Source organism: Micromonospora sp. WMMD998, from assembly GCF_029581235.1.
In the GTDB taxonomy this organism is placed as follows: Bacteria; Actinomycetota; Actinomycetes; order Mycobacteriales; family Micromonosporaceae; genus Micromonospora.
Window position 1 is genome coordinate 2,740,701 of record NZ_CP120740.1, and the last position, 14,268, is coordinate 2,754,968.

General features: G+C 71.1%; 9 protein-coding genes. 5 read left to right on the plus strand and 4 right to left on the minus strand.

Annotated features, from left to right (window positions below; translation table 11 throughout):
* Positions 1-11: 11 nt before the first annotated feature.
* Positions 12-1,067, minus strand: coding sequence for an SMP-30/gluconolactonase/LRE family protein (locus O7619_RS12935; RefSeq protein ID WP_282287909.1), 1,056 nt, complete (start codon positions 1,065-1,067; stop codon positions 12-14).
* A 263-nt stretch (positions 1,068-1,330) separates the two neighbouring features.
* Here O7619_RS12935 and O7619_RS12940 point away from each other — a divergent pair, with 263 nt between their 5' ends.
* A complete protein-coding gene (locus O7619_RS12940; protein ID WP_282287912.1) occupies positions 1,331-4,372 on the plus strand; it encodes an NACHT domain-containing protein in 3,042 nt (1,013 codons plus the stop codon).
* A gap of 33 nt (positions 4,373-4,405) precedes the next feature.
* Here O7619_RS12940 and O7619_RS12945 read toward each other — a convergent pair whose 3' ends face one another.
* Positions 4,406-5,344 carry a LysR family transcriptional regulator gene (locus O7619_RS12945; RefSeq protein ID WP_282287913.1) on the minus strand — a complete coding sequence of 313 codons (939 nt, stop codon included), beginning with the start codon at positions 5,342-5,344 and terminating at the stop codon, positions 4,406-4,408.
* A 108-nt stretch (positions 5,345-5,452) separates the two neighbouring features.
* On the opposite strand from O7619_RS12945, the gene O7619_RS12950 reads away from it, so the two are divergent.
* The 3 genes from O7619_RS12950 (at position 5,453) to O7619_RS12960 (ending at position 7,840) form a co-directional block, all read left to right on the plus strand.
* Positions 5,453-6,370, plus strand: coding sequence for an NAD(P)H-binding protein (locus tag O7619_RS12950; protein ID WP_282287914.1), 918 nt, complete (start codon positions 5,453-5,455; stop codon positions 6,368-6,370).
* Complete coding sequence (locus O7619_RS12955; RefSeq protein ID WP_282287915.1) at positions 6,360-6,725, plus strand: darcynin family protein; 366 nt, start codon at positions 6,360-6,362, stop codon at positions 6,723-6,725. Before O7619_RS12950 ends, O7619_RS12955 begins: the two co-directional genes overlap by 11 nt.
* A 101-nt stretch (positions 6,726-6,826) precedes the next feature.
* Positions 6,827-7,840, plus strand: a complete 1,014-nt coding sequence (locus tag O7619_RS12960) for an acetamidase/formamidase family protein (RefSeq protein ID WP_282287916.1) — start codon at positions 6,827-6,829, stop codon at positions 7,838-7,840.
* 93 nt (positions 7,841-7,933) lie between these two features.
* On the opposite strand, the gene O7619_RS12965 is transcribed toward O7619_RS12960, so the two are convergent.
* Positions 7,934-9,406, minus strand: coding sequence for an RCC1 domain-containing protein (locus O7619_RS12965; protein WP_282287917.1), 1,473 nt, complete (start codon positions 9,404-9,406; stop codon positions 7,934-7,936).
* Between the two features lie 240 nt (positions 9,407-9,646).
* Here O7619_RS12965 and O7619_RS12970 point away from each other — a divergent pair, with 240 nt between their 5' ends.
* Positions 9,647-11,218 (plus strand): cellulase family glycosylhydrolase, encoded by a 1,572-nt coding sequence (locus tag O7619_RS12970; protein ID WP_282287919.1) that lies wholly within the window; start codon positions 9,647-9,649, stop codon positions 11,216-11,218.
* A gap of 28 nt (positions 11,219-11,246) precedes the next feature.
* Here the strand turns inward: O7619_RS12970 and O7619_RS12975 are convergent, their stop codons facing one another.
* The gene (locus O7619_RS12975) at positions 11,247-14,117 is read right to left on the minus strand and encodes a BTAD domain-containing putative transcriptional regulator (protein WP_282287921.1); all 2,871 of its coding nucleotides are present in this window, start codon (positions 14,115-14,117) and stop codon (positions 11,247-11,249) included.
* Positions 14,118-14,268: the final 151 nt, after the last annotated feature.

Below are 14,268 nucleotides of genomic sequence, written 5' to 3' on the forward strand. Positions count from 1 at the left end.
TCCGGGGTTCGTCAGTACGGGTAGCCGGGGACGTTGAGTCGCACGCTGTACAGGCCGGAGTCGTCCGTCCGGCCGGAGGTGATGTAGAGGGTCTGCCGGTCGGGTCCGCCGAACGCCACGTTCGTGGTGCCGGCGCCGCCGGAGCGGATCGTGCCGAGCTGCGCGCCGGCGGGCGAGTAGACGTGGATCAGCCCGTCCCAGCCGGAGGCCCAGTACACGTTGCCGGCGCAGTCGATGGTGACCCCGTCGGGACCGCCGAGGTAGTTCACGAAGACGCTGCGGGCGCCGGTGCTGCCGTCGGGCTGGACGACGTACCTGTAGATCTTGTTCTCGGAGTAGGCGCCCACGTAGAGCGTGCTGCCGTCCGGGGAGAGCGCGATGCCGTTGGGTTGCCGCAGCCGGTCGTCCACAAGCGACACCTGGCCGCCGGAGACGCGGAAGACGCTGGTACGTCCGCTCATCTGGTCGGGTCGGTTGCCGCGCTGGAAGGTGGGGTCGGTGAAGTAGACGACGCCGTCGGAACGGACCGTGACGTCGTTGGGTGAGTTGAACGCCCGGCCCTGGTAGTCGGCGGCGACGGTGCTGCGGGCCTGGTCGTTGAGCCGGTATGCGGAGACGTTGCGCTGGTCGTGGGTGGCGGCGATGATCTGCTGGGCGTCGGGGGTGAGAGCCAGGCCGTTGCTGCCGGCGTTGGCGACGAAGGTGTCGAAGGTCCCCGGCGGGGTGAACCGGCGGATCGTGGCGGGCTGCACGTTGTTCGGCCCGGCGCCCGCGCCCATGTCGGACATCAGCAGGTAGCCGCCGTCGGCGATCCAGACCGGTCCTTCGAGGAACGAGAACCCGCTCCGGATCTTCGTCGCGGAGACGGAGGTGGCCGGCAGGGGTGGGCCGTACCCGGTGCCGCCCGGGCAGACCCCGGGAGGCGCGCCGGGCGGGCCGGCGAGCGGGCGGGTGTGAGCGTTCACATGAGCGGTGTCCCGAAGGGGCGCGGCGCCGGCGGAGCCTGGTGCGGTGGTGAGCGCGAGGCTCAGGCCGGTGAGGGCGGCGATGGTTGGACGCCAGGTCATCGGGTACTCCAATCGGGATCGGTGAATGCGAGGCCCGTGGTTGCCGGTGAAGTGGATCCGACCACCGACGCCTACTATCGACAGACATCGATGTCTACGTGACGCAGCTTAGGCGAGGAAGCGGCGCCCCGCATCAGTTCTCCACGATCACCTTCGTTACATGCCCGAAACCGCCCGATGGACGGCCGGACCGGTGAGGCCGGGTCCTCACCGGTCCGGCTGGTGGTGATTGAGCATCTCCGGCTCATCGGTGATGATGAGGCGTGCGGAGCGTGCGGGTACGCCGACTGCTCGCAGTCATGGTCATCGGCGCGGCCGTCACCCTGCTCGCCCGGGTCGGTTGGGCGGTCCGCGCCCGGGATCTCGACTGGGGCAACAAGGTCGCCGGCATCGCCGGATTCCTGCTCCTGGCCGCCGGCACCCTGGCGGCGATCCTGCGCCGGCTCATGGGATGGGCCCAGCCGAAGCCCCTGGCCGACATCGACCTCCAGCAGGCCACCGAGAACCTGGCCGTGGCGCTCGGTCGAGTGTGGGCGAACGAGGAACGACTGCGGCGGATCAACGATCCATGGCCGCTGCCGGTGCGCTGGGAGACCGTCGACGGTCCGGCCACCACCGGCGAAGCCGGCGGACCGATCGGCGCTCCGGGTCACAGTAGCGGCGTGTTCACCGACGTCGCGGCGTTCTTCACCGCCATGACCACACCACGGCTGGTCATCCTGGGCAGGGCTGGTTCGGGCAAGAGCGTGCTGGCGGCCCGACTGGTCCGCGATCTCCTCGCGGCACGATCGGCCGGAGACCCGGTGCCCGTCGTCGTGCCGCTGGGCAACTGGCAGACCGGAGCGACACTGTCCCGGTGGCTGGCCGACGAACTGGTGAATCTCAGCCCGGCGCTCGCCACGCGGGTCCTGGCCGGAGACGACACGCCCGTCACGCTCGCTCAAGCGCTTGTCGACGCCGGCCGGATCCTTCCCGTCCTGGACGGCCTGGACGAGCTGTCCGCGCCGGAACGCGCCTGGGTGATCGAGCAGATCAACGCCTACGGCTCGGACCGGCCGCTGGTGATGACGAGCCGACCGGAGGAGTACCGGCTCGCGGAGCATCACGCCGGGCGTTCGATAGCTCTGGCCACAGCGGTGCGCCTGCGTCCGCTGTCCACCGACGAGGTGCGGCGATATCTCCTGGATGCCACCGCAGGCGGTCGGACAGGGCGGTGGCAGGCCGTCTTCGATGACTTCTCCGCCACCCCGGACGGCGCACCGGCTCAGGTGCTGACGAACCCGCTGATGCTGTGGCTGGCCCGAACCGTGTACGAGCGCCAGCACAACGACCCGACAGAGCTGCTCGGCTTTGCCGATGCGGCGGCGATGGAACAGCACCTGCTCGAAGCCTTGATTCCCGCGGTCTACGCCGATCGGCCGGGCCCTACCAGGTTTCGCTGCCGCCCCGACCAGGCGCGGCGGTGGCTGGTTGCGCTGGCCGCCGATCTGAACCGCGCGGACAGTCGAGATCTCGCCTGGTGGCGGATGAACGATCCGAACGTCACCTGGGTATCGCTCGTCGAGGCGGTGCGCTCCGCCGTACGCATGGCACTTCTCTGGGGTGTCGTCGCCCTTGTCGTCGCCATGGACGCCGCGGACGCGGGGCAGAACCTCTTCGTCGAGATGGGCCGACTGGCATCGGCGGGCCCCCTCGGTGCCACCCTCCCGTCGGAAGTGCCGAAGGAAATCGATATCTTGTCCGATCCTTCCTGGCTGCCGGAGGTTGACGTCGGCGTGCTGTTCGAACCGGGCATCTTCGCAACGTGGGTGGTGCTGTGGATGATCCTGGGTGGCACCCTTACCGCGCTGAGCCGTGCCGTGATGAGCCCGCGACTGCCCACGTCCTTTGAACACCGTCGGCTGCCCTGGCGGCTTCGGCTGGCCCTGGCATGGGCCGCCGCCGCGCTGACCGGGCTGGTGACCATCGGGGTGGTGCGGACCTGGCAGCCGCAGGTGGCGTTGCCGAAGCCCAATGGTTTCCTGATGGCGGCAGCGGTGTTCGGTGTCCTTGCGGCGGTGAACGCTCCGACCTGGCTGGTGCAGTCGGTGGACGTCTCCCGCGCCGTCGGGCCCGCACAGCTCATGCGGATGGACAGACGCGCCGGACTGATCGCCATGGTCGGCAGCCGCGCCGTCCACACGATCCTCATCTGGCTGTTCGCCGGCCCGGTCATGCTCGTCGGATACCTGGTCCATGCCACGGCCGACACCGCTGGGACTCTACTCTTCAGCGCCTTCGGCCCCGCGTCCCAGCGCTTCGCGGCGGTGCGGCTGTCCTACGCGCTCAGGTTCCGCCTGCCATGGCGGCTCATGCCGTTTCTGATCGACGCCCACCGGCGTGGCGTCCTGCGGCAGATCGGCGCCGTCTACCAGTTTCGTCACCTCCGGCTCCAGAATCACCTCGCCCAAGCCGATGCCGACAGCCTCGTGCAGAAGCGCGTGGAACAGTTCGTCACCTGGATCGAGCGGCGGCGGAACCTTCCCAGAACGGGTGGACTGGTCATGCAGCCGCTGCCCTGGTCCCGGCAACGCTGGCGCGACCCCGTCCTGGCCGCGAGGCTCGCCGCCCGCCCGTCGGCTCCCGGCGCCCACATTGCTGAGCCGCTCGACGGATGGCTCACCGACTGGACCGTCGCCCAGACCTGGCAGTTGGGTTCCTGGCGTCGACTGGCCGACGACAGCGCCACGCTTCCTGGCGAGCAGGTGAAACTTCACCTGCGCCTGCATCCTGTTGCGCTGCTTGTCCGGACAGCGGCACCCTGCGCCGCCATCGGCCTGTTCATCCTTCCGTGCCTCTCCCTGCTGATTGCGAGCCGCATCCTGCTGGCGGGCGTGCTGCTCATGGCCGTGGTTCTTCCAGTCTTCCTCTCCTTCCATGATCATGTGACCGTCACCGACCGGCGGATGCTGGTGGTGGCGCTGTCCGATCGTGTCGAGGTGCCTCTGCAACGGATCGTCGACCTGCGATACGCGCCTTCCCCACTGGGTCAGTTCTTCGGCTACGGACAGATTGAGGTCATCACCGCCGACACCGCCCGGGTCGGCGCGACAGTCCGACGGGCCAAGCGCCGAAGTGTCGGCTGGCACGACGTGACGGCAACCGCTGAAGGCACAGTCGTCGCCCATCTCAGGGGTGTCCGAGATCCGTCCCGCACCTGTGAGCTGATCCGTCACCTGCTCAAGCCAGGAAACGCCTCGCCCGCTCCACAGGATGTCCATGACGGGCCCGCCGCCGCCCCGCCCACGAGCCCCACGCCCACCTGAGTGCGGGACCTGCCAAACCCGGTACGGCCTCGACTATTCCTCCCGGGCGGGACGAAGCACTCGGCGTACGGCGTCACGAAGCCACTGGTGGGCGCCGTCGACGCTGTGGCGTGGGTGCCAGGCCATGCCGATCGTCAGTGGTGGCAGTGGCAGGGGGATCTCCAGCAGGCGCAGCCCCAGCGCGTGCGCCGCGTCGCTGAGCCGTGACGGAGGCTCGCCCGGCAGGGCGGTCGGCACCAGGCAGACCATGTCCTCGGCTGCGGCCAGCATCATCGCGGCGAGGTGTCCGGGCAGGACGGCGCCGACCCGACGGCTGAGCCCCTGCGCGGCCAAGGCCGTGTCCAGCGGTCCGGTGAAGCGCCCCCGGCGGCTGACCGCCACGTGCTCGGCCGCGGCGAGCCTGGCGGCCGTCAGAGTTCCTTCGGTGAGTGGGTGCCCAGCCCTGACGCCAGCCGCCATCCGCAGGGTGACGAGTTCTTCGACCCGAGTCTCCGGGTCGACGTGGTCGATGGCCCCGATCTCCAGGTCGATCCGTCCGTCACGCAGCGCGGGGCCGGCCTCCCACTCCTCCGCCAGCACCCGCAGCGAAACGCCCGGCGCCTGGCGTCGGGCGAGCCGGAGCAGACCGGGCGCGACTGCGGCGCCGACCAGGTCCGCAGCCTGCACGGTGAAGGTACGCCGCAGTGCCGCGGGGTCGATCCCGCCGCTCGGGGCGAGCAACGCCTCCAGCCGGCGTACCACCGCTGCGGCCTCGTCCCGCAGCGCCTCGGCGCGCGGAGTGGGCACCATCGTCTGTCCGGCCCGCACAAGTAGTGGATCTCGGAGCACCCGGCGCAGCCGGGCCAGGGTACGGCTCATCGCCGCGGGGGAGGTCCGCAGCCGCGCGGCGGCGCGGGTGACGCTCTGCTCGGTCAGCAGGGCGTCGAGAGCGACGGCGAGGTTGGCGTCGAGGTTCGGGGCTGGGCTGCTCACCGCACTTATTCCACTTCAGGCAATGATTGGATGCTGAGGTTCCCATTGTGGCAATGCGGCGGCACCCGCACGATGACTGGGTCCTGCCGATCCAACAATCGAGGTTTCATGATCGTCATTACCGGTCCCACCGGGAACATCGGGCGACAGTTGCTGTCGCTGCTGATCGAGGCCGCACCCGCAGGCCGTGAGGAGTTGCGTGTCGTCGTCCGGGATCCGGCCCGGCTGCCCGACGGCGTCCGTGGGCGGGTCGAGGTGGTCGTCGGCTCGCACGGCGACGCCGCGACCGTGGAGCGAGCCTTCGCCGGGGCGGACGCCGTGTTCTGGCTGGTGCCGCCGGACGCCTCCGTCCCGCCCGCCGAAGCCTACAGCGGCTTCACCCGCCCGGCCGCGCGGGCGTTCGCCGCTCACGGCGTCGGCCATGTCGTCGCCGTTTCGGCGCTCGGCCGTGGAACGCCGCAGGCCGCCCAGGCCGGGCTGGTCACCGCCTCCCTGGCCATGGACGACCTGATCGCCGACTCCGGCGTCGCCTACCGCGCCCTGGCCTGCCCGTCCTTCTACGAGAACCTGCTGGAGGAGGTCGACTCGATCCGCGACGACGGCGTCTTCACCGACACCGTCGCCGCCGACCGTCCGGCCCCCATGGTGGCCGTCGCCGACATCGCCGCCACCGCGGCCGTGCTGCTGTCGGACCGCTCGTGGGCCGGCGTGGGCAGTGTCCCTGTGCTCGGCCCGCAGGACCTCTCGCCCAACGACCTGGCCCGCATCATGACCGAGGAACTGGGCCGTCCGGTCCGTTATCAGCGTCAGTCGCTCGACGAACTGCGCTCCACCATGCTCGGCTACGGGCTCAACGAGGCGTTCGTCGAGGCCATGGTCGACATGAAACGCGCCAAGGACGACGGCCTGGACTCCGGCGTCGACCGCTCCCCGCAGGCGGGGCCGGCAACCGCATTCGCGCAGTGGTGCGCCCAGACGCTCAGGCCCGCCGTCCTCACCACCCAGGAGATCGCCGATGCCCACTGAGCGAACCGAGTCGCCGGTCACCGCTTTCATGCTTGTCAAGACCACGCCCGAGTGGCTGGCGATGACCGTGGCCGAGCGCGTCGAGGCATTCACCACCCACGTTCTCCCCGTGATCCAGGCCCGCACCCGCGGTGTCCGCTCCCGCTTCTACGACACGGAGTTCTACTCAGCGCGGGTCACCGACATCTGGGTCTGGGAGGCGGACGACCACGACGCCTACCGCCTGCTGATCGACGCCTTGCGCGAGACCCCCTTCTGGGACCGCTACTTTCAGGTCGTCGACCTGATCGTGGGCGTCGAGAACGGCTACGCCCGCACCTACGGCCTGGAGCCCCTGGCGACCCTCGCCACCTGACGCTCCGACAGACTGGCCGGTGCCGCCATCGCCCGACGGAAGCACCGTGACGGCACAGGGATGTCCGTGCTGGTCGGCACCGACCGAGACGAGGAGTTGCCATGACCGAGGTCGTCACCTACCGGCCCGAGCCGGCGGAGATGTCGTACACCTTCGGCGGCCGGGAGCCGGTCCTCCGGGTTCGGCCCGGCACCGTCGTGCAGCTCTACACCGAGGACTGCTACGGCGGTCGGGTGCGGGGTATCGACGACCTGCCGTCACGGGTGTGCGAGTTCCCCTACCTCAACCCGGTGACCGGGCCGATCCACGTCGAGGGCGCCGAACCGGGGGACACGCTCGCGGTGCACGTGGTGGCCATCGAACCGGCCCGGGACTGGGCGGTCTCCAGCACCTTCCCGCACTTCGGCGCGCTGACCGGCACGCGCGCCACGGCCACGCTGCACCCGCCGCTCGACGAGGTGGTCTGGAGGTACGACGTCGACGTCGCCGCCGGCACCGTGACGTACCGGGCCCGGCGCGGCGACTACACGGTGGCACTGCCGCTGGACCCGATGCACGGGACCATGGGGGTGGCGCCGGCGGCGTTCGAGTCGCGGATGACGATCGTGCCGGACGCCCACGGCGGCAACATGGACTCGCCCGAGCTGCGGGCCGGCGTGACCGCGTACTTCGGGGTCAACGTGCCGGGCGCGCTGTTCGCGGTGGGTGACGGTCACTGCCGGCAGGGCCACGGCGAGGTGTGTGGCAGCGGGGTCGAGGCGGCGATGAACACCACGCTGATCCTCGACCTGGTGAAGGGCATGTCGACGCCGTGGCCGCGCCTGGAGTCCGACGACGCGCTGATGAGCACCGGCTCGGCCCGGCCGCTGGAGGACGCGTACCGGATCAGCCAGCACGACCTGGTCACCTGGACGGCCGAGCTGGTGGGGTTGGACCAGCTCGACGCGTACCAGCTCATCAGCCAGGCCGGTGAGGCGCCGGTGGGTAACGTCTGCGACCCGAACTACACGATGCTGGCCCGGGTGGCCCGGCGTTATCTGGGCGGGGCGACCGCGTACGACGGCGTGCACGCGCGGCTGCGCGAGGCGGGCCGGGCCCACCTCGCCCACCGATGACCGTCGACGCGGCCCCGCTCACCGCGGTCCGGGCGAGGTGCCGAGGCGGGCGGGTTCAGCCTCGGTCACGGCCGTGCTCCGGTCCAGGTGACGCTAGTCGGGAGCGAGAACCCCGACCGGTGTGGACCGGTCGGTGCGGGTGCCGTCACCCAGTTGCCCGAACTCGTTACCGCCCCACGTGGCAACGGTGTAGCCGGTCATCAGCGCCATCGAGTGCAGGCCACCCGCGGCGATGACCCTGATCCCGAACAGGAAACGGCTGCAGGGCGCGACCTGTCCCACCGCACAGACCCGCACCGGGGTGGAACGGTTCACCCGGGTCCCGTCACCGAGCTCACCGAGGGCGTTGGCTCCCCAGGTGAGGACACCATTGCCGCTGCTCAGCAACGCCATGCTGTGGAAGCCCACGCTCGGGAAGCCGCCCGCGGCGATGGCCCTGATCCCGAACAGGAAACGGCTGCAGGGCGCGACCTGCCCCGCCGCACAGACCCGCACCGGGGTGGGACGGTTCACCCGGGTCCCGTCACCGAGCTCACCGGAGTAGTTCAGACCCCAGGAGACGACCGCGCCGCTGCCCAGCAACGCCATGGTGTGGAAACCGCCGGCGGTGACCGACCTGACCGCGGACAGAAAGCGATCACAGGGCGCGACTTCGCCTACCGCGCACACCCGGACCGGAGTGGAACGGTTGGCGGTGGTGCCATCGCCGAGTTCACCAACTCCGTTGTAACCCCACGCGACGGCTGCGGCGTTGCCCACCACCGCCACGCTGTGGAATCCGCCGCCGGCGATGGTCCTGACCCCACTCAGGAAACTGCCGCACGGTGCCGTCTCATCCACCGCACAGACCCGCACCGGGGTGGACCGGTTGTCGAGGGTGCCGTCGCCGAGTTCACCGTCTGAATTCATGCCCCAGGTCACCAACCGCCCGTCGCGTAACAGCGCCATGCTGTGGAATCCGCCGCCGGCGATGGTCCTGACCCCACTCAGGAAACTGTCACAGGGTGCCGTTTCACCCACCGCACACACCCGCACCGGGGTCGACTGGTGCGCACCGATGCCGTCGCGACCATTGCCGAGTTGACCCCAGTCGTTCGCGCCCCAGGTCACGACAGTGCCATCCCTGAGCAGGGCGAGGCTGTGGAAGCTGTTGGCGTCGGCAGCGATGGCGACCACCCGGTCGAGAAACCCGGTGCACGGAGCGGTTTGACCGACGGCGCAGACCCGCACCGGAGTGAGGCGATCCGTGGTGGTGCCGTCACCTAGCTGACCGATTTCGTTGTCACCCCAGGCCACGACGGTGCCGTCGGAACGCAGGGCGAGACTGTATCCGAAGCCGGCGGCAGTGGCGATCACGCCGGAGAGGAGCCGTGCCTGGGAGAGCGCGGGCGAGGGCACGGTGGAGCGGCTGGCGGGGGCGCCACCCGCAGACGCGGGGGCGGCGTCACCGACAAGCGGAATGGCGATCAGCACCCCGAGCAGGGCCGCGACGATCCGGCGCCGGCGGTGGGCAACGGTCGTGGCGCGCGCCTCGTCGGAATACGGTGGAGTCGAATCGCTGTCCATCCTTGCCTCCGGTGCGCGGGGGTCTTACCGAGGTAACGGCGCAGATCACCGTCAGGTGATGGGAGCGGGTAAACCGCGAGTTGCTCAGCTTATGGACATGCATCTATCCTTGGCAGCCCATCGACTGCCAGTGTCGGCAATCGACTGTCGTCGAAACGCTTCGACAACCCAGCGTGACGGTTGGTTCGAAGACGGGAGATGCTTGTGAAGTCCACACTGAGAAAAATTCAGTTCGCCATAGTGTCCGGCGTACTGGCGCTGGCCGGATCCGCCGCCGTGATGACGAGTTCCGCGTCGGCCGACAGCATGGCCCAGGTGAACGCCACCCAACTCGTCGCCAACATGGGGGCGGGCTGGAATCTGGGCAACACCCTGGAGGCCAACGCCAACGGGATCCCCAGCGAGACGGCATGGGGCAACCCGGTCGTGACGCAGGCGTTCATCGACCGGGTGAAGGCGGCGGGATTCAAGACGATCCGGATCCCGGTGTCGTACCTGGGAAACATCGGGTCCGCCCCGAACTACACGATCAGCTCCGCCTGGCTGAACCGGATCCAGGAAATCGTCGACTACGCCTACGGTCGCGGCCTGTACGTGCTGATCAACATGCACGGCGACGGCTACAAGACCATCACCGGCTCGTGGTTGATCTGTGACTCGTCGAACCAGACGACGATCAAGGAGAAGTACCAGAAGGTCTGGCAGCAGGTCGCGACCAGGTTCCAGAGCTACAGCGAGCGCCTCATCTTCGAGTCCATGAACGAGGAGTTCGACGGGCAGTACGGCAATCCGACCCAGCCGTGCTACTCGAACATCAACGCCTACAACCAGATCTTCGTGGACACGGTCCGCCGGACCGGCGGGAACAACGCCTCGCGCTGGCTGCTCGTCCCCGGCTGGAACACCAACATCGACTACACCGTGGGCAACTACGGCTTCGTGCTGCCGACGGACCAGTACCGGTCGTCGTCCGTGCCCGCCAACGAGCAGCGGCTCATGATCTCCGTGCACTACTACGACCCCTGGGACTTCGCCGGCGAGGAGAACGGCACCATCACGCAGTGGGGGCCGGCCGCCACCAACCCGGCGCGGAAGTCGACCTGGGGACAGCAGGACTTCATGGACGCCCAGTTGAAGAAGGTGCGTGACACGTTCGTCTCGCGTGGATACCCGGTGTTCGTCGGTGAGTACGGCTCGGTCGACAAGACGTCGGCCGACTCGACGAACAACAGGTACCGCGCGGACTACGCGCGGACCCTGGTGTCCACCGCCAAGAAGTACGGGGCGGCCACCGCCTACTGGGACAACGGCTACAACGGGGCGTACGGGTTCGGGTTGTTCAACCGCAGCAGCGCCACGGTCACCCAGCAGGGCATCATCGACGCCATCATGAGCGCCATCGGCAGCGGCACCCCGACGACCGCCCCGCCGACGACCGCCCCGCCGACCACGACCCCGCCGACCACGACTCCGCCGACGACCACGCCGCCGACGACTCCGCCGCCGAGCGGGCGGTCCTGTTCGGCGTCGTACACGGTGACCGGTTCGTGGCAGGGTGGCTTCCAGGCCGAGGTACGGGTGACCGCCGGCGGCTCGGCGATCAGCGGATGGACGGTGACCTGGACCTACGCGAACGGACAGCAGGTGACGCAGGCGTGGAACGCGACGGTGACCACCAGCGGCTCGACGGTCACCGCCCGCAACGTCAGTTACAACGGTTCGATAAGCGCCGGCGGCACCGCGACCTTCGGCTTCCTGGGATCGTCGACCGGCGCCAACGGCGTACCGTCGTTGTCCTGCGCGGCGAGCTGAGCAGGCCGTGACCCGCGTGGGCCGGGCGTCACGGACGCCCGGCCCACGCGGTGTCGTCGTCGCCCGCCGAGGTCACCGGGACGGCCGGGGCGGCCAGCTTGAGACGAGGGCGGTCGGCGTCCGGATGGCGTAGCTCGTCGAAGATCGTCAGCGCCTCCCGCCACGCCCGGCGCGCGGCGTCGAGGTCACCGGCGGCCCGCAGGCTGTCACCCAGGTTGTCGAGCACCTCGGCCTCGTCGTACCGGTCGCCGAGTTCCCGGTGCAGCGCCAGCGCCCGCCGGTAGCAGTCCGCCGCCCGGTCGTGGTCGCCCAGGCCGTGCCGGACGTAGCCGAGGCTGTCCCAGGTCAGCGCCGCGCCGTGCCGGTCACCGGTCTCCTCGTGCAGCCGCAGGGCCGCCTGGCAGCAGTGCAGCGCCGGCCCCGGCTCGCCGAGCCGGGCGTGCATCCAGCCCAGATTGTTGAGCGCCTTGGCCTGCCCGACCCGGTAGTCGGCGGCCCGGTACAGGTCGAGGGCCAGCCGGGTCTCGTCGAGAGCCGTCCGCAGCCGGCCCTGCCGCGCGAGCACCCAGCTCACCCCGAGGTGCGTGTGCGCCCGTCCGGTGTCGTCACCCAACTCGCCGTACAACTCCAGGTCGCGTCGGTAGTGCCGGTGCGCCGCCTCGTGCTCGCCCGACCATGTGCAGGCGATGGCGAGGCCCCGGTGCGCCAGGGCCTGCCCGGCCAGGTCACCCCGGCGCAGCGCCGCCGCCAGGGCGGTCCGCTGCGCGGCGGCCAGCTCCGGCCAGTGTCCGCTGCGGTCGAGGTACGTGGTGAGGGTCGCCGCGAGCGTCCACGCGTGCCGGTCCAGGCCGGTGCCCGCTGCCTGCTCCACGCACGCCAGCAGGACATGGTGCTCGGCGGCGAACCACGCGGTAGCCCAGGCGTGGTCCGCCCGGTCGCCCACCGTCACCCCCGGCCCGGGCGGCGGCAACGCGGCCGGCCGCGCCAACCGGTACGGGTCGAGTAGCTGGTCGGCCGCGTGCGAGGCGTGCAGGTAGTGGTCGAGCAGGCGGCGTCGGGCGGCCGTCCGCTCGGTCTCGGAGTCGGTGCCGTGACACAGTTCCGAGGCGTACGCGCGAAGCAGGTCGTGCATCGCGTACCGGCCGTCGGCGCGCTCGGTGAGCAGGTTCGCCCGAGTGAGGTCGGCCAGCAGCGGGCCGACCCGCGCCGGCGGCAGGCCGGCGAGGCTGGCCACCGCCGCCCGTCCGGCGTCCGGGCCGGGATGCAGGCCGAACAGCCGGAACAGCCGCGCCGAGTCGGCGTCCAGCGCCCGGTACGACCAGGAGAAGACCGCCCGCACGTCGGTCCCGGGGTCACCGGTGGCCAACGCGCTGAGCCGGTCCGGCTCGGCGTTCCGCAGTTCCGAGGCGAGCGCCGCCAGCGGCACGGCGGGCTGCCCGACGGCGTGGGCCGCGACGACCGCCAGGGCCAGGGGCAGGCCGGCGCAGCGGCGCACGATCTCGTCCAGCGCCGCCGTTTCGCGCACGGCGCGCCCACGACCGAGCCGAGCGGCCAGCAGCTCCCGGGCCTCGGCCGGCGGTAGCAGGTCCAGCGTCACCGGGTGGGCGCCGGCGTTGATCACCAGGCCGGTGAGGCGGTTACGGCTGGTCACCACGACCAGGCTGCCCGAGGAGCCCGGCAGCAGGGGCCGCACCTGCTCGTCGTCGCGGGCGTTGTCGAGCAGCACCAGGACCCGGCGGGCGGCGAGCAGGGTCCGGAACAGGGCCGCCTGCCCGGGCAGGTCGGTGGGCACCCGTTGGGACGGCACGTGCAACGCCTCCAGAAAGCCGCGCAGCGCCTCGCCCGGCGACACGGCCCGGCCGTCGAGGTCGAACCCGCGCAGGTTGACGTAGAGCTGCCCGTCCGGGTAGCGGTGCGCGACCCGATGGGCCCAGTGCACCGCGAGGGTGGTCTTGCCGACCCCGGCGGTGCCGGCGATGGCGGAGATGACCACCGCCCGGCCCGGACCGCCCTCGCCGCCGCCGACGGCTCCCGCCGGTTCGGCGGGCAGCAGCCCGTCCAGTTGCCGCAGCGCCGCCGTGCGACCGGTGAACCAGGCGGGGTCGCCGGGAAGCTGCGCCGGAGGCGGACCGGCCGGCTCCGCCGGTGCGGGCTCGGCCGGCGTCCGTTCCCGCAGCACCCGCAGGTGGGCCCCGCTCAACTCGGGGCCGGGCTCCACGCCCAACTCGTCGACGAGGTGGCGGCGGGTCGCGGCGTAGAGCCGCAGCGCGGCGGCCCGCTGGCCGCAGCCGGCCAGGGCGAGCAGGTACCCGGCCACCAGCGGCTCCCGCAGCGGATGCTCGGTCACCAGGGGGCGCAGGGTACGCGCGGTCGCGGCGAACCGGCCGAGGCCGAGTTCCACGGCGGCGAGCCGTTCGTACGCGAGCAGCCGCTGTTCCTCCAGGCCGGCGGCGGCAGCGTCGACGAAGGCGCCGGCCGCGCCGGCCAGCGCCGGCCCCCGCCACACCGCCAGGCCGTCGCGCAGCAGTCGCGCCGCTTCCGCCCGCCGGCCGGCCGCCTCCTCGGCGCCGGCCCGCTCGACCGCCCCGGAGAACTCGGCGAGGTCCAGCTCGGTCCCGCGTACGGTGAGCCGGTAGCCGCCGCCCTGGGTCGTCAGCAGGTCGGCCGCGCCCGCCTCCCGCAGGGCCGCACGGATCCGGGAGACGCAGACCTGGACCTGGGTCCGGGCGCTGGCGGGAGGCTCGTCGGCCCAGAGCGCCGACACGAACTGCCCGAGGGGCACCAGCCGGTCGGCGTTGAGGAGCAGCAGCGCGAGCACCGCGCGTTGCTGAGGGCGGTCGATGGGTAGGACCCGGCCCCCGGCGGTCACCTGGACGGGGCCGAGGAGGGACCACCGCATGGCTTCCTCGTCAGTCGTGGTCGGACGCCCACAGTCTATGGACGGCGCACCCGGCGCGGCCGGCGCCAAGCCGTCGGATAGCGGACGACAAACGGCCCCGCTCAGGCTCTTCCCAGCCGACGGACCCGCAGGTCCGGCGGGAGGCGGGCCG

What these genes read in the sequence shown, in the direction of transcription:
- O7619_RS12960 (WP_282287916.1), top strand. Translation starts at nt 6,827, where the DNA reads ATGACCGAGGTCGTCACCTACCGGCCCGAGCCGGCGGAGATGTCGTAC.
- O7619_RS12950 (WP_282287914.1), top strand. Translation starts at nt 5,453, where the DNA reads ATGATCGTCATTACCGGTCCCACCGGGAACATCGGGCGACAGTTGCTG.
- O7619_RS12935 (WP_282287909.1), bottom strand. Translation starts at nt 1,067, where the DNA reads ATGACCTGGCGTCCAACCATCGCCGCCCTCACCGGCCTGAGCCTCGCG.
- O7619_RS12965 (WP_282287917.1), bottom strand. Translation starts at nt 9,406, where the DNA reads ATGGACAGCGATTCGACTCCACCGTATTCCGACGAGGCGCGCGCCACG.
- O7619_RS12955 (WP_282287915.1), top strand. Translation starts at nt 6,360, where the DNA reads ATGCCCACTGAGCGAACCGAGTCGCCGGTCACCGCTTTCATGCTTGTC.
- O7619_RS12975 (WP_282287921.1), bottom strand. Translation starts at nt 14,117, where the DNA reads ATGCGGTGGTCCCTCCTCGGCCCCGTCCAGGTGACCGCCGGGGGCCGG.